The organism is Enterovibrio baiacu (assembly GCF_004120195.1).
Lineage (GTDB): Bacteria > Pseudomonadota > Gammaproteobacteria > Enterobacterales > Vibrionaceae > Enterovibrio > Enterovibrio baiacui.
The window spans coordinates 153,470-174,110 of the sequence record NZ_SCHN01000010.1 but is presented as its reverse complement, the minus strand read 5'-3'; the positions used below and the strand labels follow the sequence as shown (position 1 = coordinate 174,110).

At 47.7% G+C, this 20,641-nt stretch carries 15 protein-coding genes; 5 read left to right on the top strand and 10 right to left on the bottom strand.

The genetic code is table 11. From position 1 onward, the window contains the following. The first annotated feature begins 5 nt into the window (after positions 1–5). The 3 genes from EQP46_RS12070 to EQP46_RS12060 all read left to right on the top strand — a co-directional run bounded on the left by EQP46_RS12070 (position 6) and on the right by EQP46_RS12060 (position 3,275). Positions 6–755, top strand: a complete 750-nt coding sequence (locus EQP46_RS12070; protein WP_129493897.1) for a phosphatase — start codon at positions 6–8, stop codon at positions 753–755. A 192-nt stretch (positions 756–947) separates the two neighbouring features. Further along, on the top strand, positions 948–1,334 hold the full coding sequence (locus EQP46_RS12065) for a PilZ domain-containing protein (protein WP_129493896.1): 387 nt from the start codon (positions 948–950) through the stop codon (positions 1,332–1,334). A gap of 282 nt (positions 1,335–1,616) precedes the next feature. Further along, entirely contained in the window at positions 1,617–3,275 is a 1,659-nt protein-coding gene (locus EQP46_RS12060; RefSeq protein WP_129493895.1) for a DUF342 domain-containing protein, read from the top strand. Positions 3,276–3,446: 171 nt separating this feature from the next. Here the strand turns inward: EQP46_RS12060 and EQP46_RS12055 are convergent, their stop codons facing one another. The 8 genes from EQP46_RS12055 to EQP46_RS12020 all read right to left on the bottom strand — a co-directional run bounded on the left by EQP46_RS12055 (position 3,447) and on the right by EQP46_RS12020 (position 14,843). Further along, positions 3,447–5,564 (bottom strand): type I secretion system permease/ATPase, encoded by a 2,118-nt coding sequence (locus EQP46_RS12055; protein WP_129493894.1) that lies wholly within the window; start codon positions 5,562–5,564, stop codon positions 3,447–3,449. Beyond that, positions 5,557–7,488, bottom strand: a complete 1,932-nt coding sequence (locus tag EQP46_RS12050) for a bifunctional diguanylate cyclase/phosphodiesterase (RefSeq protein WP_129493893.1) — start codon at positions 7,486–7,488, stop codon at positions 5,557–5,559. Before EQP46_RS12050 ends, EQP46_RS12055 begins: the two co-directional genes overlap by 8 nt. A gap of 6 nt (positions 7,489–7,494) precedes the next feature. Continuing rightward, positions 7,495–8,163 (bottom strand): transglutaminase-like cysteine peptidase, encoded by a 669-nt coding sequence (locus EQP46_RS12045; protein ID WP_129493892.1) that lies wholly within the window; start codon positions 8,161–8,163, stop codon positions 7,495–7,497. A gap of 16 nt (positions 8,164–8,179) precedes the next feature. Beyond that, on the bottom strand, positions 8,180–8,770 hold the full coding sequence (locus EQP46_RS12040; RefSeq protein WP_129493891.1) for an OmpA family protein: 591 nt from the start codon (positions 8,768–8,770) through the stop codon (positions 8,180–8,182). A 2-nt stretch (positions 8,771–8,772) separates the two neighbouring features. Further along, complete coding sequence (locus EQP46_RS12035) at positions 8,773–10,092, bottom strand: TolC family outer membrane protein (RefSeq protein ID WP_129493890.1); 1,320 nt, start codon at positions 10,090–10,092, stop codon at positions 8,773–8,775. Between the two features lie 47 nt (positions 10,093–10,139). Then, entirely contained in the window at positions 10,140–11,540 is a 1,401-nt protein-coding gene (locus tag EQP46_RS12030; protein ID WP_129493889.1) for an HlyD family type I secretion periplasmic adaptor subunit, read from the bottom strand. A gap of 182 nt (positions 11,541–11,722) precedes the next feature. Next, a complete protein-coding gene (locus tag EQP46_RS12025; protein ID WP_129493888.1) occupies positions 11,723–13,039 on the bottom strand; it encodes a sigma-54-dependent transcriptional regulator in 1,317 nt (438 codons plus the stop codon). Further along, complete coding sequence (locus EQP46_RS12020; RefSeq protein ID WP_129493887.1) at positions 13,029–14,843, bottom strand: sensor histidine kinase; 1,815 nt, start codon at positions 14,841–14,843, stop codon at positions 13,029–13,031. The genes EQP46_RS12025 and EQP46_RS12020 overlap by 11 nt, the downstream gene beginning before the upstream one ends. Positions 14,844–14,940: 97 nt before the next feature. On the opposite strand from EQP46_RS12020, the gene pdxH reads away from it, so the two are divergent. After that, positions 14,941–15,579 carry a pyridoxamine 5'-phosphate oxidase gene (gene pdxH / locus EQP46_RS12015; RefSeq protein WP_129493886.1) on the top strand — a complete coding sequence of 213 codons (639 nt, stop codon included), beginning with the start codon at positions 14,941–14,943 and terminating at the stop codon, positions 15,577–15,579. Between the two features lie 121 nt (positions 15,580–15,700). On the opposite strand, the gene EQP46_RS12010 is transcribed toward pdxH, so the two are convergent. Both EQP46_RS12010 and EQP46_RS12005 read right to left on the bottom strand, forming a co-directional pair. Further along, positions 15,701–16,411 carry a helix-turn-helix transcriptional regulator gene (locus tag EQP46_RS12010; protein ID WP_129493885.1) on the bottom strand — a complete coding sequence of 237 codons (711 nt, stop codon included), beginning with the start codon at positions 16,409–16,411 and terminating at the stop codon, positions 15,701–15,703. A 477-nt stretch (positions 16,412–16,888) separates the two neighbouring features. Further along, complete coding sequence (locus tag EQP46_RS12005; protein WP_129493884.1) at positions 16,889–18,727, bottom strand: SUMF1/EgtB/PvdO family nonheme iron enzyme; 1,839 nt, start codon at positions 18,725–18,727, stop codon at positions 16,889–16,891. Positions 18,728–19,552: 825 nt separating this feature from the next. Between EQP46_RS12005 and EQP46_RS12000 the strand changes: the two genes are divergently transcribed. Continuing rightward, positions 19,553–20,326 (top strand): AraC family transcriptional regulator, encoded by a 774-nt coding sequence (locus EQP46_RS12000; RefSeq protein ID WP_129493883.1) that lies wholly within the window; start codon positions 19,553–19,555, stop codon positions 20,324–20,326. Positions 20,327–20,641 lie beyond the last annotated feature (315 nt).

The window sequence follows — 20,641 nt, the reverse complement described above, 5'->3', positions numbered from 1 at the left end:
GAAAAATGAAACTCGTTGCGGACACGCACACTCATACGTTAGCAAGTGGCCACGCGTACAGCACTGTCATAGAAAATGCCAAGGCGGCGAAAGAGGCCGGGCTGGCTTATTTATGTTTGACTGACCATGCATCGACAATGCCCGGCGCTCCTCACTTTTGGCACTTTGTGAATCAACGCGTGATCCCCGATTTTTTGAGCGATGTACGCATCATCAGAGGAACGGAAGCAAACATACTCAACGAACACGGCGAGCTGGATATGCCGACCTATGTTTACGGCAATTTAGAGTGGGTGAATGCCAGCTTGCATGAGCCTGTCTTCCGCCCATCCACGAAGGCTGCGCATACCTCTGCGATGATAGGGGCGATAAAAACTGGGTTGGTGGATGCGATTGCCCACCCCGGCAATCCTTCTTTTCCTATCGACACGGAAGCAGTTATCAAAACGGCGGCTGCACATGGCGTTGCGCTTGAGCTCAATAACTCCTCACTGAATGGTTCCCGAAAGGGAAGCGAACCTAACTGTTTAGAAATCGCCGAAATTGCCCGCGATTGCGGCGCATTCATTTCAACAGGTTCTGATGCGCACTTTGCTAATGACATTGGTCGACTCGATGATGTGGCGAACATCATCAAAAAGGTGGGACTCAGCGAGTCGCAAGTCGTCACAAGTCAGGCATCGATTTTTGAAGAGTATCTTGAAAAGCGTCAAGCCATTCGAAAACGTAAGGTGTCAGCGCTTCTCGCTGAATAATCGATTTACACTGTAAAGTAGGCAATCGGTACTGAAATCGGGGAGGCCTAGCCTGTCAAATCTGAATGCTGTGCCCGTGTATTACTCGAACGTAAGCATCTAACATTCAATACAATATTTGAAATAATATACGCATATACTTAAATTTTGCTGCTTAGTGGGCTGTCTTGGCAGTAGTGGTTGGGAGGCAGTATGGCGGAAGAATTCGAAAAGCTTTGTGATGCCCTGATCGGCGAATCTGGTGGGGAAGAAAACTGTAAACGTTTTCAAGAAAGGGTTGAGTTAGGCAACGGCGGAATACTCGCACGTTTACATGTTCATCCGTATTTGGAGGTTGATCATGAAGATGATGATTTTGGCCATAAGGTCATCATTCGTGATGTCAGCAGAAGTGGCATTGGACTTCTTTGTCATGACGAGTTAGCGCTGGATTCGCTTTGCATGTTACATGTTGTGAATTTGACGCCAGTACAAGGCACGCTCATCTATCGTAACGAAGAAGCTGACGGTCAGTATCGATATGGCTTTAGTCTTGATGAATGGCTGTCTGAAGAGAATCATCAACGCTTGTCTGTATAACCTTTCTCTTCTTTAAGACACTGATTTTAATAGCGCAGTATTTTACTGCGTTACTTTTCTCTAAACGAAGTTCAATTAATCCGCGGGCGAGTGCGGCATATTAAGTAAAACTCTCTATAATTCATTTATATGACGTAGTGTCTTTATTGAGATTTTAGTCAGTAATTTAATGCGATCTGTATCCAACTTGAGCCGACTATTAGGCATGAGACAGCATTTATCTATGTAGAATGTAAGTGTGATATTGGTTCGTATTTTTAATGATCTATTTTAGGGGATTACATGCTGCAACAGCTTTTGCGGCTGTCTAGTGATGGTCGCAGGGTTTATATGACCGTCATTCCGAAGGCAGACGAAAATACACCCCAGATTGAGAAGAAGCACATCGTAGAATGGTTGATCGACCACAAGGTCGCGAGCTTTTTTCGTTTTGAAGATACCATTGCTAAAGTGCTGGAAAAAATCAATGCGTCCAATGACGAATGGAAAGGTGAGCCTGACGATGTTGTGATTGCCGAAAGACGCGATGCGACGGTAAGCGCACGTTTTGACGAGCAGAAAATGACAGCCTTTCTTCGTGTAAATGGTGCGTGTGGTGGTAACCCTATTAAAGGAAGTGATTTGCTTGCCTCGTTGAAGGAAGCTCAAATTGTTCGTGGTGTGAAAAAGCAAACGCTTCAAAAACTTCTCACCGCCTCCGCGCGACTCAAACCGGGTGAATATCTTGAAGCGCCAATCGCTGCGGGTAAGTGGCCCATTCCGGGCGAAGATTCGAAGTTGGCTTACCTCGTTCAAGACAGTAAAGCGCGTATCTTGCGCCCGCAAGAGCGCGAAGATGGCACGGTAGATATGCGTGATCTCGGTAAGATGGTCACGGTTTCAGAAGGTCAACCTCTCGCGAAACGTATTCCGCCAACAAAAGGCATTGAAGGTTTCCGTGTAGACGGGAAAGTACTACCTACAACGCCTGGTAAAGATATTCCATTGCGTCTTTTCCCTGGAAGTGATTTCAGCAGTAACGATGAAAACATTGTTATTGCGACAACGTCCGGCATGCCTATTTTGCACCCCGAAGGTGTGGAAGTGGATAACGCGTTGTGCATGAAGTCAGTGACGGTGGCGACGGGCCATGTCGACTTCGAAGGTAGCGTGGTCATTAACGGTGATGTGAATGCGGGCATGCGTGTGAGCGCAACGGGTTCGATCACTGTGGGTGGTGTGGTAGAAACCGCGTTTCTTGAAGCCGGTGGCGACATCATCATTCATAACGGTATTTTGGGTAAGCAGCTTCAGGGCGACCAAGAAATCACAACGCGAATGCGGGCAAAGGGCTCGGTGATTGTGAAATTTGCGCAGTATGCACACATTGAAGCTGAGGGTGACATCATCATCAGCCAACATGCGATGCACTGTACAACGCGCACTAACAGTAACCTCTACATCTGTGATCAAACCCAGCGCACAGGAACGTTAACAGGGGGCAATCACGTTGCACGCTGTGGCGTGAAAGTGGTGACCTTGGGGGCGACCTCCGGTGTGGTGACGCGTGTTCATGCCTTTACTGGCCTAGAAGCCATGATGACAGAAACGATCCAGCTGGGTAAAGAGTTGGAGAGCGAGCATGAGCAACTGATGAAGGTGAAAGACGCTGAGATGAAGTTGCTCCAGCAACCTGCGAATAAACGCCCTGAGGCGTTGATTGAGCGCCTTGCGTGGACCAAAACCCATCACTTTGAACGCATTGCAGAGATCAAAGCCAAGATGGACTCCTCGTCATCTGAATTGAACTCTTTGTATCGTAGCCATACGATTGATGTGTTGAAGCATTGTTTCCCGGGCGTGTATTGCCAGATTGGTGAATCGACGTTACCCGTTACGAATGAACTTGGTGCCTGTCGTCTTGTGACGAATGGCAAGGAAGTGTACCCAGAGCCTTTGTAACCTTCTCTTTCTTGTTTCCATTTTATGCCGCGGCCTTCATCTTAACCTTGGCCTTTACAGTGTAAATATGAAGGTATGCGCGTTCTTCGTTATACCCTTGAAACAAATAAAAAAGCACCCTCAGGGTGCTTTTTTCGATCTGGCGATCATTGTAATGGTTTTGGCTAGCGGCTAACCGGCTTTTTGCACCTTGCCTTCTTTCAGCGCTTGAAGCACCGCAAGCTTAGGACCATCAGCCACAATGCTGCCTTGTTCAACCACAATGATGCGGTCTACGATATCGAGCATGCCCGTTTTGTGTGTGTTCAAGATAAGGGTCTCATCGCGACGCATTGAAGCAAGTTGCTGCTTAATGTATTGCTCGGAACGGTTATCCATCGCACTGGTGGGTTCATCCATCAACAGCACGGGTGGGCGACCTAACATGGCTCGCGCTATCGCAATGGCTTGTCGTTGACCACCAGACAGCTGATTGCCCCCTTCACCCACTTGACGCTCCAACCCTGAAGGGTCGCGCTGTGTAAATGTGGTGACACCTGAACGGTTTGCCGCATCCAAAATGTCGCGGTCATCAGCAAGCGGACGTCCTAGCGTGATGTTATCTCTGATTGAGCCAAAGAATAACGTCGGGTCCTGCGGTACACAGCCTATATTGCGTCGTATGTCGATGTTGTGGATCTGGGAGATGTCTGTTTCATCTATACGCACAGAACCTGCTGTGGGGCGATACAGACCCATTAAGAGACGGCTTAATGTTGTTTTACCTGAACCGATACGGCCGATGATGGCAACCTTTTCACCTGGAAGGATGGTGAATGAAATATCACGCAGCGCCGCGACGTCAGTATTGGGATAGCTAAAGTTCACACGGTCGAATTCAATCTTGCCGCGCATGATAGGACGGTGAATGTAACGACGCCCATCTTCTTGCTCAGATGGCATGTTCATCAACTGGTCGATGATGGCCATAGCCGATTTGGCTTGGTTGTAGCGTGTCGACAGCAATGAAAGTTGAACCATTGGGCCAACAGCGCGTGAACTCAGCATAGATGCAGCTATCAAGCCACCCATGGTGAGGTCGCCATTTGCAATCAAATACACACCAAACACAATCATGGCGACAGACACAAACTGTTGAATGAAGCCCGCAGCGTTTTGAACCGAATCCGTTAAACGGCGCGTTTTGATGCCCCAGTTAGACATGTGAGCAACGGCTTCTTCCCAGCGGTATTGGAACTGGCTTTCTGCACCAAACAACTTGATGGTTTCAAGGCCGGCCAAACTTTCGATCAAGTTGGCGTTCTTTTGCGATGACAAACGAGAGCCTTCTTCGATGGTGTGTCGCAGCGGCTTTTGAATGATCATGGCGTGAATCATCAAGCAAACAACCGCCACGATGGGCACGATGACCAGCGGACCTGCCACAATCCAAATGATGAACAGGAAGAAGAACGCAAACGGGAGGTCGATTAACGCCGAGACCGATGCTGACGTAAAGAAATCCCGTATCGATTCGAACTCTTGCATGTGCCTCGCGAAAGCCCCCACCGAAGGGGGTCTCGCTTCCATACGGATCCCCATGACTTTTTGGAAGATGCGCGAGGAAATCAACAAGTCAGATTTTTTGCCGGAGATGTCGATGAAGTAACTTCGGAGCAGCTTGAGTATTAAGTCAAAGATGAAGATGACAAAAATACCACTCGCGAGTACCCAAAGAGAATCGAAGGCGAGGTTAGGAACAACCTTGTCATACACAATCCGTGAAAACAGCGGCGTTGCGATGGCAAAAGCATTGATGAAGATTGAGGCGAGCAATACATCACGGTAAATAGAACGTGATTCCCACAAGGTACTCCAGAACCAGTGACCACTGCGTTCTTTTAGCATCTCCGGTGAGCGTTCGTCGTAACGGAATTGCTTTTTCAATAAGAAAACCCGTCCGAGGTAATCCTCTTTCAGGTCTTCAATTTTTACCACATTCGTGGTTGTGTCAGTGTGCGGTGTAACGACTTCAGCTTCGCCTGTTTCATGGCTAATGCTAAGCAGGACACAAGCTTCATTGCCTTTGAGTAACATGATGCAAGGGCAAAGAAGCAAAGAGAGTTCACTGATATCCATTTTTGCTTCTTTGGCGACAATACCCGCCCTTTCCGCTGCGCGAGGGAAGAGGAAAGGGGAGAGGTAGCCGTCAGAAATCGGCAATCCAGATACCAAAGCATCCGGCGAGTTTGCTTGACCGAAGTAACGGCTTACGTAGACCAGAGATTGCAATAGTGGATCTTTAACCATGATGCTCTACTTTTTTCTCGAAGATGAACCCTTGGAAACCGTTAACAAAGAGTTCTGACAGTTTATTGAGCTGTGCTTCGGTTTCGACACGCGTGGCGATTGTGGTGATATTCAAGTTGTGTGCCGTACGGCATATTGAGGCTAGCACATGGGTTTGTGCTTCGTCGTCTAAGTTACTGGTATATGCGAAGTCGATCTTCACGTATGAAGGCTTGAATTTGTTCAAGTAATCCAGCGACTGGAAGTTTCGTCCGTAGTTATCCACCCCGAAACCGAAGTTAAATCGGTGCGCTTGCTCCGTCAGAAGACCCACATGATCTGGGTAACGAACAAACACGCTTTCTGGGATTTCAAAGAACAAGCGTCCTGCAAGTGCGCGGTTCTTCTGCATGACTGTCGTTAGCCAGCGAATGAAAGACGCATCCGTCACACTGTTTTGGGTCAAGTTGATAGCAATCGGACCCATCTCTGGGTCATCAGAAAGCTTGCCAATCATGTGGGACACCACATAACGGTCAAACGATTCGCCCAGTTCCAGTTGCTCAACCGCGCCGAGGAAGTGCGCTGCGCCAAAGTATTCGTCACCGCGTTCGATGGCAGAGAACACCTCTTGGTGGATAACGGACTTGTCGCTGTTAGACGCAGACTGGAGCTTAAACACAAACCAATCGTGTGCAATGGCATCCAAAATAAGCGATTTCCATTGCTGTCTGCCCATCGAAGAATCATTGGCCGCTTGATCCAGCATCGAGATAGGATGATTGGGCGAGTTGCGCGCTTGGGTTAACGCGTTGTCGGCTTGTGCGAGCACCACACTTGCATCGCGGTTACCTGCGCCGTTCACGACTAAACCAATCGCGACTTTTGGTGGGCTGATGCCCATAGGGTCTTGCTGCATGTCAGTCACGATGGCTAACAAGCTTTCACCAATTATGCGCATGTCTTCGTTTGTCGCATTAGGTGCGAGGATGACAAACTCATCTTTAGAAATACGCGATGCCGTGTAATCTGCATCGGTGATCGTGGTATTCAGTTTTTTCGCGAACTGGCTGACCAGGCTATCACCTTGTTCAAAACCCTGGTTCTTGTAGGTGTCAGTGATCAAGTCCACTTTCGCCATGACCAAACCACCGACTGCAGATTCCGCTAACCAAGATTTCAATTGGCCGACGAAGAAGCTGCGATTACCTAAGCCTGACACGGCGTCACGGTAGGCATGTTCACGGAGGCGATCTGCTTCTTTGGCTTGCTGCTCAAAGTAATCTTCAAGCTGCTTGCTCATTTGGTTGATGGCTTTAACAACGGTTTTTAGTTCAGACGTTGGAGGCAAAGGAATAGGTTCACCGAACTTATTACGCGCAATGTCTTTGGCTCGCGTGGTGATCAACGCAAGGGGGCGTAAAGAGCGGCTGAGTTGCAAACCAATGATGAACATGGCGATGGCAAACAAAATACCAATCCACACACCGAGTTGAATCGTGGCGCTCCACATTTCCTTGTAAGCAAAGCCTGGGTGAGACACCACCACCACTTCTGCAAGTTGTAACCAACCGCTGGTGAATGTACGTTCTTCAGTGATCACAGGGAAGAGGTCGAGACCAATATACCAATCGGGAACACCGTCCACCGTCACCGGATATTGGCGGATGATTTCACTGCCATCAGACAGCATTTTTAGGCGCACTTCTTGGTAGAAGCCGCCGTCGAAAAGGGCATTGATGACGGATTCCGTCGCAACCTTATCGTCTGATTCGAGATAGGGGGCTAATGCAAGACCCATCGAGTTGATCGTATTGTTTACCTCAGCAGTTTGCTGAGTCAGCAGGAAGTTACGTGTCGTGTTCAATTCAATCCCTGTGACCGCGATGATCAACAGAAAGAAAATTGCCAACATCCATGTAAACAGTTGCCGGTACAGAGTCATAGAGATTTACCCATCATAGTTTTTGATCGGTCGTTTAAGCTTCACTGTGCCCATTCGCGCTCTAAGATCATTCCACAATCCTAAGCGTGAAGACTTCCCAGCCAGTTCACCTTTACCGCGTTCTTTCATAAGCCAAAGCCTGCTACCGTTGAAGCTGTAGACAGGCAGGAGGTCACGTCGTTTTGATGCCAGTTTGATTTCAGGGTCGATATTGTCGAGAAGCACCGGCTCCGAAGATGCGGTTGGGTAGTAGGCAACAACCATGTGAAATTGATTCAGTTTGATGGCTTTGACATAAACCAATCGCAATTTCTTATCGTCGATGCCTAGTTCACGCAATGTGAAGTACTTTGCAATGCTGAAGTCTTCACAATCGCCCGCCGCGCTGCCCAAAAACTCGAGTGGCGTGGCCCAGTAATCCTTCTTGCCCCATAGGTCGATATCGTTAACGAAATAAAGCTGGTTAAAAAAAGCGTTTACAGCAGCGAGTTTTTCCCGCTCGGAGAGGTTGCTAGATTCCGCAACCACATTTCTCCAAGCGGTAACGCGCTTCCCAGCTCTTTCTCCGTAAAATGCTGATACTTTATTCACCCACTGTGCATCAGTGCCAGTGAGTGCAAACGTAACGATCGACGGCAACAAGAACAGTAGAAACAGTGTTGCCCTTTTTTGCATTAGGCGACCTCAATAACTATTGTTCCCGTCGGGTAAAGATGGTCCATGCTTCTTCAATATCTCCTTTAAATCCTTTTACACGACCAACAACACGACGATTCACCAGTTGTGGTGTTTCGGTTTTATCGGTCAGTATTAAGTCGTCTTCACCCAATCCAACGAGAGTGAGACGATCGGCATCAATGCCTCTTTGTTCCAATTGCGCTTTGACTGCTTTTGCACGTTGAACAGACAAGTTTTTGTTGTAGTCGTTGGAGCCTGGAGAACTTGTATGTCCTTGAAGTTCAAGAGAGGTTTCAGGATAGAGCTTAAGGAATTCCGCCATTTTGTCCAGTTCTTCACTGTAAGCGGGTGCCACAATTGACGAGTCGTTTGCAAACTGAATCCTGAGAGAATTATCACTTTCAATTAAAAGGTACGTTGGGCACCCATCATTATCGATAACAGCACTGGCTTCTGTTTCATCGCACAAATCGCGTGCGTTGATAACACCGTCGTTATCATCATCCATTAAATCTGAGCGCTGCTCGGCCAAGGCAGGAGGCTCGGCAGACAGCGAACAGCCACCAACCGATACGAGAAGACCGAGTAACAAGAGATGTTTCATTTTTAACCCTCACCATCTATTACAGGTTCGAGCCATTCTTGAGGTACGTCCACGCGAAGTGCATCTAATAACGAGCCTGTACTGTTCAGTACTCGGTACTTTGCGGTGATATTCGCGTAATGAGCATCTAGATACGAACGACGTGCCTCGAACAGCTCATTTTCAGTGTTTAGCAAGTCGAGCAGTGTGCGTCGGCCGATACGAAATTGCTTCTCATAAGCAATGACCGTTTCAGATGCCGCATCAACGTGCTCTGCTAAGTAGATTTTTTGCTGTTCCGTCAGCTGATATGCACTCCAAGATAAGCGAGTGCTCTCTTCCAATAACCGATAGGCATTGTCAAAAATGTCTTTCGATTTATTGAGTTGGTATGCGCTTCTGCGAACGTCGGCAGTGTCTGCCCCACCGTTGTAGAGGTTGACGCGTAATCGCAGCATGGCGCTAAATTCGTCGACTTGTTCTTCCACACCGCCTGCGTCGTCACTCCAGTTTTGGCTGGCTTCAAACGACAGCGTGGGGTAGAAATTGCCTTTGTTTAATCGATACTGTGCGCGGGCAGCATCAATGTCATACGTTGCGAGCTTTATCACAGGGTTGAGCTCAATGGCGCGCTCCAAAGCGGCATCGCGTGTTGTAGGTAGAGACAGCTCATCTACTTCTGGGTCGACGGTATTCACCGGCTCTGCACCGACCACACGGTAAAACTCAGTCTCTGCATCTTCTAAGTTACTGCGGGCTGCCAGCATGTTGGTAAAGGCGCGAGCAACACGAGCTTCCACTTGTGATAAATCCGCGGTCGAACCAATGCCAGATTCTGCACGACGTTTAATGTCGGCAAGAATTTTCTCGTGCACTTCGACGTTCGCTTCTGACAAGGATAGCAATTGTGCGGCTTGTAGCACGGCAACATAGACTTCAGTGACTCGTAAAGTCTTGTCTTGCGCGTCTGACAATAATTGGAATCGCTGCGCTTCGGCTTCAAACTCCGAACGCTCGATGTTGTTGCTGGTTGTGCCATCCCATATGAGCTGGGTCAGGCTCAACGTGGCGTCTTTGCGGTTAAAACTCTTGTCGCCAGAGGCCTCGGTGGTGCTGTTATTGACGTATTCGTATCCAAAACCTGCGCTCAGGTCTACTGCTGGAAGGTAGCCGCCTTGTGCGGATTCAATGTCCTCACGAGAGCTCATAAAATCATTGAATGCACTTTTCAATTCGGGGTCAGTCGCGATGGTCGTCGCGACTGCCTGTTCGACAGAAAATGCCCAAGTCGGCGCAGCAATGGCGCTGACTGTTGTTAAAACAATCCATTTTTTCCAGTTCAAAATACGTCTCCCATCAATGGGTTGGCAATACATTCCCAAAAAGTGTTCTATTCACGCAATGCTGATTTCTGCGCTTGTAATATTGGTTTTAATAGGTAGTCCAACACGCTGCGCTTCCCTGTAATGATGTCGGCAGATGCCGTCATACCTGGAATAATAGGAAGCTCAGATCCATCACCGAGGTTGTTAGATTCGGTTCTGATTTTTACAAGGTAAAAACTGTTTCCTTCTTCATCTTGAATCGTGTCGGCGCTGATGGTTTCTAAAATGCCATTTAGGCCGCCGTACACGGTAAAGTCATAGGCGCTAAATTTAATGATGGCGTCGAGACCCGGGCGAAGGAAGGCGATGTCTTGTGGGGCAATCTTCGCCTCAATTAACAAGTTGTCTTCGCTAGGTACAATTTCGACGAGATCCATGCCGGGCTGAATAACACCGCCCACGGTATTTACGTGCAGTTTTTTGATGGTGCCATCGACAGGGCTAAGCACCACGGTACGTTCGACCCTGTCTTCCAAGGTGACGCGCGTTTCTGTCATGGCAAGAAGTTTATCTTCGATATCGTTTAAGCGTTCTTGTTGCTCGGCGCGGAATTTCAGTGCTACATCGATGTGTTTGAAAACAAACTCCTGCAACGAAGAGGTCAAAGAAGGCAAAGACAGCTCGGCAGAAGAAAGCTCACGTTTGGTGTCGTTCACTTGTCGTTGCAGTTTGAGCAGGTCAATTTGCGGCACAACGCCCTCATCGGCGAGGGGTTTGGTGATGTTGTATTCTTCACGCGCATACCTGTAGCTTTGCTTCAGGTTTTGTACGCGCGCTTTCACCTCGATCACTTCTTGTTCTTTCTGACGGATCTGTTGAGATGTCACAGATAATTGGTTTTCGAGGTTGTTGAGTTTTTCTTTGTAAGCGGCACGTTGACGAGACACAACGGTGCGGTGCTCTTTAATGAAATCAGCTTCAAAGATGAGTTCGCTGCGAAAGAGTGTGACGCTCTGCTTCCAGTCACTGACTTGCACTTCCGGGTTAACGACAACGGAATCGGTGAGGGCTTTCAGCGTAACAGCATCGCCTTGCAAGCTTGTTAGCTCTTGCACACGTTCACGGAAGTCAGATCGGAACATGGTGTCATCGATCAACAGAAGCTGTTGATCTTTGGTGACAATGTCGCCTTCACGGATCAACAGTTCTTTCACCAATCCGCCTTCAAGGTTCTGCACCACTTGCAGTTGTGAAGAGGGAATCACCTTGCCCTGACCGACAGTCACTTTGTCCAATTCGGCGTAGGACGCCCACACTGCCGTCACGACTAGAAACGCAATAATGACCCATAACAACACGCGCGCACTTCTCGGCGTTGAAAGCAAAAGGGCGGCGGTTTTGTCGTCGATGTAATCTAAATGTTCACTGGCTGGCAGTGTTGATGCAGATTTATCTCGTTTTCTCATTGTTTTGCCAACTATAAAAACTTCGAAACACTTTCTACTAAGCGTAGTTTAAGTAACGGATATTCACTAATCGCGGACAGTCTACAGATGATGATCCAAGTCCATGATCTCAGTGATAAGAATGTTGATAATCAGTAAGATGCGAGAGCTGACGGGGGCTTAGAAGGGAAGAGGCCTAGAGACTAGGCCTTGAAATTCTCTTTATCGAGACCATATTTTTTCAATTTTTCGTATAGCGTTTTACGCGCAAGCCCCAGTTCTGACTGAATTTCTTTCAATCTTCCACTGTGTCTATTTAGCGCATCGCTTAGGATCGCACGCTCTACTTTTTGCATTCTTTCCGACAACGTGTCGTGTTCTTTCTCCCGCAAACTGACATTGGTCAGCATGGCTTGTTGCTCGCCCATCAAAACCCAACGTTCGGCAAAATTACGAAGTTCTGTGATGTTGCCTTGCCATTGGTGTTGTTTCAGCGTGGCTTTGTGTTCGTCTTTAAGGCTGGGTGGTGCGATGCCAAAACGGGACGCGGTTGTGCGGAAAAAGTTCTGGCACAAAGTAATCACATCATCACCGCGTTCGCGCAGCGGCGAAAAGGGTACTGAGATAGCAGAGAGGGCAGCATAGAGATCTTGATCGAACATGCCTTGTTGAACACTGCTGGTGAGATCGACGCGGGTCGATGCCATGATTCTTGGTCGGGGCGAGGTGTTGTCACTGGCGATAATGTTGGCCAAGCGTGCTTGAACATGGCTAGGAAGGGCTTCGATGCCATCTAAAAACAAAGTGCCTGTCCCCGCCGCGGCGAGCTTGCTGTTTTTATAAAAGGGATGGGTGGAAAAGCCAGTTTGTTCTGGCCCAAACAATTCCAGCTCCAACAACGCCTCGGGCACTTGGCGGCATTTCACCGCGACAAAAGGTTCGTCTTGTCGAGTGCCTTGATCATGCATAAAGCGGGCAGCGAGCTCTTTGCCTGTGCCACGTTCACCCTGCATCAATACATCACAATCCAGATCTTTGAGATGGAACAGCGAGCGGCGCAGCTGTTTAATCTGTTCCGAATTCCCCAAAATACGCGGGCCGGGCGCGCTGTGTGTTTCCAGTTCTCGCTTAAGCTCTCGGTTTTCCATCACGAGCTGGCGTTTATCAATGCCACGGCGGATAACATCTAACAGGTGGTCGGTTGAAAAGGGCTTTTCAAGAAAATCATACGCGCCATCACGCATGGCTGAAACGGCTGTAGAAATATCACCGTGACCAGTTAGCATGACGACAGATAACTCAGCATCAATCTGTAACGCATGCTTTAAAAACGCCAATCCGCTCATTTTTGGCATGTTGATATCAGAAACAATGACGCCTTCAAATGTATTGGAGAGGGCGTTGAGGGCTTCCGGGGCAGAGGCAAATGCGCGGGCTTGGTAGCCTTCGATGTCTAACGTCTGTTGAAGCGAGTCCCGGATCGAACGCTCGTCATCAATGATCCAAACTTCATGCGTCATGGGATGTGTCTCCATCTTGAAGGCGTTTTAAGCTGACGATAAATTCTGCACCGCCGCCCGTGTGATCCTCGGCGCGTAATCGACCGTCGAACGCTTCTATAATGCGGCGACAAATGGTTAAGCCCAATCCCAATCCCTCTTTTTTCGTGGTGTAGAAGGGAGAGAACACGTGCTTCTTGGTGTCGTTATCCATGCCGGGGCCGTTATCCCAAACATGCACATTCACCCAATCAAGGTGTGTTGACACTGTGATGCCGATAGCGGGGTTATCTGTATCACGAACCGCATGCGCAGCGTTACTGAGTAAGTTCAGAATCACTTGCTCGAGCTGAACGGGGTCGGCATTTACCTTTATGTTGTTTTCGGGAATGACACACTCGATGTGTATTCCCTTCTTGTTAAAACTGGCTTCTGAAAGTACCAACGAGGCATGAATCACATCATCGAGAACAGCGAGGCGTCGGCTCTCTTCCCCTTGCTTGCGGGCAAATACCTTGAAGCGCGCGATGATATCAGCGACCAAGCCGATCAGTTCATGGATTGAGGCCAGGTTCTTCCGCACATCTTGATACCGTTCGCGCTCCATCAATTTAATGCTGTTTTCTGTGTAGGTGCGCATGGCAGCAAGAGGTTGATTGATTTCGTGGTTAATACTGGCGGAGAGCTCACCGAGCATGGCGAGTTTGGCTGCTTGAATTAACTCCGATTCGGTTTGCCTTAGCGCGCGTTGTGTTTCCTCGTATTGAGTAATGCTGTCACGTAGCGCGGCGTTGGTATCTTCCAAGCTTGATGTGCGAGCGGCCACTTTCTGTTCGAGCTCATCGTTGAGTAAGGCGAGTTTGCGTTGGGTTTTTACGGTTTGTAACCACGCAGTCATGACCAGCACCAACAAACCGTAGAAGGTGGCGAAAAGCAGCGCGGATTGCATCACCATTGGCCAAAGTTTGCTGACAGGCACAAAACCATAGATACGCCAGCCCGCACTGCCAAGTTCAGTACTGGCTACCAATACGCGATCTCTGTCTGTGGTCGATAAGCCTAAAGATAAGCTGTTCAAAGGCTTTAGCGTGTCGAGTTCTTGGTATTCCGTCAGGCTGTTCAGCGCACTGTCACCGTAACGGCGTGAGTCGCGAATCGCGTTCTTTTGGTTCTCGGTGAGTTTCGCGAGAGACTGGTAAAGCCAATCACTGTGTGAGCTGTAAAACACCACGCCGAGCGGATCGGCAATCAAATAGTCGAATTGTTGTTGATCCCAGATCCTGTCGATGATGGAGAGATCAACCTTGAGTACTAACACGCCGACGATCTCATCGTGATCCCAAATCGGATACGAGAAGTAATACCCTCGCTTATCGGAGACAACGCCTAGCGCGTAGTATTGCCCTTTTTCCCCTTCCATGGCTTGATGGAAATAAGGGCGATAATGGTAATTGTGCCCAATAAAGGTGGTACTGGACTCAAAATTACTGGCTGCGAGTGTTAAGCCATCTTTGTCCATCAGATAAAGTACGTCGCTGTTCAGTCGGTTGTTCCAGCTTTCTAGAATGGCATTGGTTTGGGCGAGCAAACGTTCGCTATTAGGTACGCGTAATAGACGTTTTAAGCGAGGGTCGGCAGACAGGACAACAGGGATCTCGCTGTACCGAGCAAGCTCGGCAGACAGCTTTTCGTGAAGTTGGTAGACATCATTTTGGATATCATTGGTGTATCGATTCTCCACTGAAAAGTACGTAAATGCGGCAACGACTGTTGTGAGGACAAAACCCATCGCGGAAACCGCTGCTAGAAATTGTATTCGGCGCATATGTTCCTTGATGTGTGAAGGGCGTGAAGCGAAGAAATTCACTTGAGAAATGCCGCAACCCGCCGCAAAATGGCAAAAACCTTAATTGGAGCAACACATGGATTTGTTTGATATTCGAAGAGAATATAACCAAGGTGGATTGAGACGCAAAGACCTGCCTGAAAACCCTATTCAATTCTTTGAGCACTGGCTCAAACAAGCCATTGATGCCAAATTACCAGACCCAACGGCTATGATAGTGGCAACGGTGGATGAAACAGGCCAGCCTTTTCAGCGTATCGTGTTGTTGAAGCATGTCGATGATGGTGGCTTTGTGTTTTATACCAACCTCGGTAGCCGCAAAGCGAAGCAACTGGCCGATAATGCAAAGATCAGCCTGCATTTCCCGTGGCACCCTCTCGAGCGTCAGGTACACATTACAGGCGAAGCGACCAAGCTGAGTAAAATGGAAGTGATGAAGTATTTCTTATCACGACCAAAAGAGAGCCAGCTTGCTGCGTGGGCGAGTCGCCAAAGTGAACGCATTTCTGCGCGCTCCGCGTTGGAAAGCAAGTACATGGAGTTGAAGCAGCAATTCGACAAAGGCGAAGTCCCTGTGCCGACGTTCTGGGGAGGCTTTCGCGTGAAACCGGAATCGTTCGAATTCTGGCAAGGCGGCGAACACCGTTTGCATGATCGCTTTATCTACCAAGGTGAAGAAAAAGGCCAATGGGATATCGAGCGCTTAGCGCCGTAATGTCTATTATCGCCAGGTAGCGTTGAGTGAAAAGAACCATCAAAAAAGCAGCCAATGGCTGCTTTTTTCGTGCTAATGATCCCTGCTGCATTTTTCTTGGCTTGAGACGCCGTATTTTCGCTTATGCAGACAACACGACACTGAGTTGATGTTTCATGAGGCTCGATGGAATGGCAGAGCCTACGCCCAACTCCAGTGCTTTATCTGTTAAATCTGTTTTGGTTTTCACGCCGAGTTTCAATCGAAGGTTCGCAAAGTGGTTCTCAATGGTTTTTACCGAGACACCTAATGCATTGGCAATGAATTGGGGCTTCTTGCCATACATGTGAAGAAAGAGAACTTCAGACTCTCGCGGCGAAAGTGGGGGATGCGGTTTGGTTTTTTTTCCAATGGTGAGGTCTGTTTTCGACGATCCAATGGCGCGGCAAATCCATTGCCCCACTTCAAGGGCTGCAAATTCGTTGATGGCTTGGCCATGAAAAATCACACCGATAAGTTCACCGCTTTCGCTATACCACGGCATCTTCGTGAAAATATGCGCGTGCCACTCCCCATCGGGATAAGGATGAATATTAAGCACCTGCATTTTCTTGCCGCTCGACATCACTGTTTGGTCTTGTTGCTGAAAAATCTCAGCGCACGCGGTTAAACGACCGGGCATGTCGAAGTTGGTTTTACCGATTAAATCGTGGTGGCTAGATACGCCCACCAGATCGGCATAATTCTGATTCACATACACAAAATTTGAATTGATGTCTTTGCATCCCCAACAACCTGGGAGTTGTTCAAAAAGCGTGCATGTGGGAGGGGGGGCCTTGGGTGTGCTATTCATAAAAATGATTAATAAAGGAAATAACTAACAGTGTATTGTAACGATAATTCCGTTTGCATGAAATGTATCACAAATTGGGCGTTACAAAGGGAAAAAAACCGGCTCGTAGGAGCCGGTAAAGACAAGAGTTTGCTCTAAAAGAGCGAATTCCTGTACGACGTGTAGAAGAGGTCATCCACATCCATGGCACGAGGGTTGTTACCATGAGAGCAGATGTTTCACCGAGGTAAATTTCAGTGATTAAACAGCAACATACTGCAATATGCGCTGTTCGTTGAGTACTATACATAGCTGCCAGAAAATCGGACAGGGGGGGAATGCACTAATTTGCATGTAACTGATAACATTGTTTTTTATTATAGAGAGAGATCGCGTTTTAGATTCCCTTCACGCTGATCGTGTATTGATAAGAATACAGGTAAAAGAAAACCCGCCATGAAAGCGGGTTTGAATAAACGGATTTCAGTAGAGTTCGAACTAAATATTTCGCACCACACGGAAACCGACATAATTTGCACTGAGGTCAGATTTTAACTCTAAACGCTCTGCTACGCGCGCGCTGCTTGGAGAGAAACTCCATGCGCCACCACGTGCAACAGGTGTTTGGTGGCCCGCCCATTCCCAAACGTTACCCGCGGTGTCATAGATACCAAATGGGTTTGCTGGGAAACTCGCAACGGGGGAGGTGCTTTTGTTCGACCACACCGTGCCGCTCCAACCGGTGTTTGCGTTACCCACACCAATGTCGTTGCCCCACCAAAAGTCTGATTCGCTGCCTGCGCGTGCTGCCACTTCCCACTGCACTTCAGAAGGAAGGCTGTAGTTGAAGCCGGTTTGGGTGCTTAACCATTTTGAATACATGTTGGCATCATCACGGGTGATACAAACAACAGGGGAGTTATCCGCCTGTTCAAAACCTGGCTTGCGCCAACTGTGGTTGAGCAGCTGTTTCGGTTCACCGTTATCCAGCGCCGTACAACCTTGTCCCTCTTCTGCTTCTGTGACGTACCCAGTCGCAGCGACAAACTCTCCAAATTGCTTCACTGTGACTGGCGTTGCAGCGATAGAGAAAGGTTGGTCTACAACAACAGGCTGTTTGGCTTCAAAGCCAACGCGGTACTGACCCGCACCAATGACGACCATTTGTGGTGCCTGTCGGTTGTTAGAGAGTTTGTCAGCGAATTGCTTTCCCGGTTTAGGTCGGTTCTCCTGTTCCCTCAGGTTTGCCCAAACAACGGAATCTTTGTTCATGAACATCTGACGGCTGTACGGTTCGAAGCCTGACTTTTCAACCGTAAGCTGATGCTGACCCGCTGGCAGCATGATCTCAACAGGTGTTGAACCGTAGGTCACACCATTGATGGTCACGTTGTCTTCGTAGCGGTTCGAACGGATCTTTACATTGACCCAGCGCTTAGCCTGCTGTTTAGGGGTTGATTTGGCCGTGGTGAACGACTTCTCAACACAATAACGTTCAGCAAAATCGAGGAGTTTACACGCCGCGTTTTCGTCTGGTTGGCTCTTCATTTCTGCCTGTAGGCGAGTAATGTAGCGGTTATCACCACTGAAGCCACTGTCGACCACATTGCTGTTCATGACATGAATATTGAATGACACACGGTTCGCGTTCAGCTTCGCCGTGGTTGATTCTGTCACTTTGTCCAGCACGTGTGATTGGAAGGTATTAACGGCTTTCTGCATGGTCAGGGTTTTGCCTTGATTTGAACACGCAGCCAGCGTCATTGATTCGCTACACGTAATGGTATGCACGACTTCAATTGAATCTGAGAACGTAAGTTCCTGACGAAGACGTTTAACACGCGCCTCTTTTTTCGCTTCTTGAAGGTTTTCCATCGCACTTACGAGCAATTGTTTCTGGCGATTTTCGCCTTCGACAATACGCTGTTGCTCTGCGACAGCTTGGTCATTTTGAAGCGTGGACTTTTGATTATCTTTCACTGCTTGCCAAGCCGCTTGATAATCGTCTTTGTACTGGTTGAGGTCTGTATCAGGATTTTCAATAAGACGGCGGAATTGTTCATCCAGACGCTCTTGAGCCAGTGTGCGTCGTTTCTCTAATTCCATTGCTTTATTCGCTAACGTTTCACGTTCAGCTAATAATGCGTCCAATTTATCTCTTTGCGTTTGAAGGTTTTCAGCGTGATTGCCAATTTCACTTCTTTTATCTGCAAGCTTCTGTTCCAGAGCGACAACCGGATCATCCGTTGCGGCTGTGGTGTCATTGGCAAGTGCATGACTACTAAGAAGTATCGGTGTTAACGCGAAAGCTAACGCAGCTATGCGATTACTTTTCATATGTCCCTTGCTTATTCTCAGAATTCCAATAGAAAAGCGTTGTCCCAAATAACTAGATTAACACGTAAATGCCAAATGGCCTTTCCATGATACTAATTATTTGATGCTTATCGTTATTATTCAAATGCCATATTTTGATAAGTTACTCAATTATTTTAGCTCATCTCTTTTTATCGATGAAAATAACGTTTACTCATGATAGGTGTGCAAAGAAAATAGCAATTATTTGACGTTAATTAATATTTGGCGACATATTATTGACGCTTTTTATGTTTTCAACCGAGCCATGGGAAATATTAATGAGTCTCAACGGAAGCGGCACGTTTCCATGCCATTTACGCCTTTTCCTTTTCAATTTACATCGGTAATTTTGCGTGTATTTCGGTTGGATCGTGGTGAATTATCAAAAGCGTTTTTTCTTAAGCATCCCATTTTTACTGGTCTACAGCGTTTTTTCTGTTTTCTTGCCGATCGCCTTTACGATCCTTTTCCTCGGAACGATGATCAGGGAATGATCCTGCTGTTAAACGCTCGGAAAGATGATCAAGTGTCATCGAATGATGTAAATCGATTCAGAACTTAAAATTAATCATTTAAAACAGTGGTTTGAGTGAATCATGGTTTCGAAGGGCGATGCGTTTTCTCAAGACTACGTCAAATTTTAGCCATCAGACGTTGAGATCTTGCACATTTTTAGGTTCAAAATGACGTCGGCCGTAGTTTGGCCTACTCTTGATCATGTTTCCGAGGTTATTTTACTTCGCGATAGCTTCTTCGCGTGGCAAAATGCCTTCTTTCATTTTGTTGTTTGACACTAGTCGTTGTATGGCATCAGAGTTTACACATTCACAAGTTATTGCCTTACCTAATCACCCGTCGTTGCATGCGCACGATTACCGTCAGGTTGTGATTGGGCTGCAAGGGCAAACCGAGTTTGAGCTATCTGGACGTGGCAGTCTGGTTGGCCCGGGCCAAGGGTGCTTGGTGTCTGAAGCAGAGCTGCATGCTTTCTCTGGTATCGGTCAAAATGAAATTCTCGTCATTAACTTGCCAGAATCTGTGTTGCTTGGTGAGTCATCAATGAAGCAAAAAGTGGAAGCGCTCTTTGAGCGAGACGTTTACTTCCAACTCGATGCGCAAGCCCAAACCTTGGTAAAAGCCCTCACTGGCGAAATGATAGCGAATCCGCACGATGTGATTTTAGGTCGAGCATGTGCTGACACCTTGTTGTGTGTGATGGAGCGTCATTTTAGGGATCAACTCGCTCCCCGTCGCCAAGGTCACCGACTGAATATGGACATTATCGATCTGTATATTCGTCAGCACATCAGCAGAAAAATCAGCGTCGCCCAGATGGCAGGTTCGGTATTTCTAGCGGAAAGCCAATTCCATCAGCTTTTTAAAGCGCAAGTTGGCGTAACGCCTCATCAATATGTGCTGAAAAAGCGTTTCGAGCTCGCGCAAGAGCTACTGAGCACCAGCCAATTGAACCTTGCTCAAATCTCCGACAGCTGTGGTTTTTCCAGCCAAAGTGGGTTCACCTCTGCCTTTTCGCGCTACTTCGGTGTTTCACCTTCTCGGTATCGCCACGATCACTGATCGGTTTCTTCCTCCGGTTTCGCGTGATGTTTTTTCTTGGGTATTAGCGAGACCTTCCTTTCGTAACTGCTTCATTTTATTTCACAAAAAATTAACCACGCTGCATTTTTTCCTCTGCCTTTCTTTTGTCAAAAACGCCGACCTTATTTTCAGTAAGCCCTGTTTCTCACGAATTTCACGCTATTTTCGCTAAGCATTTCTCGCCAAAACTCCGACAAATCGGGTTAATTCCTGCATTTTCAGGCGGTTTGGAAAAAAATCATGAAAACAATTGTTTGGTGCGTTGGAAGTTAGGGTTCTCTGTTTGTTAATCAT

Bases quoted from the DNA above. Each gene is read 5' to 3' on its own strand.
- EQP46_RS12025 (WP_129493888.1), bottom strand. From the start codon at position 13,039: ATGACGCATGAAGTTTGGATCATTGATGACGAGCGTTCGATCCGGGAC.
- EQP46_RS12040 (WP_129493891.1), bottom strand. From the start codon at position 8,770: ATGAAACATCTCTTGTTACTCGGTCTTCTCGTATCGGTTGGTGGCTGT.
- EQP46_RS12020 (WP_129493887.1), bottom strand. From the start codon at position 14,843: ATGCGCCGAATACAATTTCTAGCAGCGGTTTCCGCGATGGGTTTTGTC.
- EQP46_RS12030 (WP_129493889.1), bottom strand. From the start codon at position 11,540: ATGAGAAAACGAGATAAATCTGCATCAACACTGCCAGCCAGTGAACAT.
- EQP46_RS12000 (WP_129493883.1), top strand. From the start codon at position 19,553: ATGGCATCAGAGTTTACACATTCACAAGTTATTGCCTTACCTAATCAC.
- pdxH (WP_129493886.1), top strand. From the start codon at position 14,941: ATGGATTTGTTTGATATTCGAAGAGAATATAACCAAGGTGGATTGAGA.
- EQP46_RS12050 (WP_129493893.1), bottom strand. From the start codon at position 7,488: ATGACTCTGTACCGGCAACTGTTTACATGGATGTTGGCAATTTTCTTT.
- EQP46_RS12010 (WP_129493885.1), bottom strand. From the start codon at position 16,411: ATGAATAGCACACCCAAGGCCCCCCCTCCCACATGCACGCTTTTTGAA.
- EQP46_RS12065 (WP_129493896.1), top strand. From the start codon at position 948: ATGGCGGAAGAATTCGAAAAGCTTTGTGATGCCCTGATCGGCGAATCT.
- EQP46_RS12070 (WP_129493897.1), top strand. From the start codon at position 6: ATGAAACTCGTTGCGGACACGCACACTCATACGTTAGCAAGTGGCCAC.
- EQP46_RS12055 (WP_129493894.1), bottom strand. From the start codon at position 5,564: ATGGTTAAAGATCCACTATTGCAATCTCTGGTCTACGTAAGCCGTTAC.
- EQP46_RS12005 (WP_129493884.1), bottom strand. From the start codon at position 18,727: ATGAAAAGTAATCGCATAGCTGCGTTAGCTTTCGCGTTAACACCGATA.
- EQP46_RS12045 (WP_129493892.1), bottom strand. From the start codon at position 8,163: ATGCAAAAAAGGGCAACACTGTTTCTACTGTTCTTGTTGCCGTCGATC.
- EQP46_RS12060 (WP_129493895.1), top strand. From the start codon at position 1,617: ATGCTGCAACAGCTTTTGCGGCTGTCTAGTGATGGTCGCAGGGTTTAT.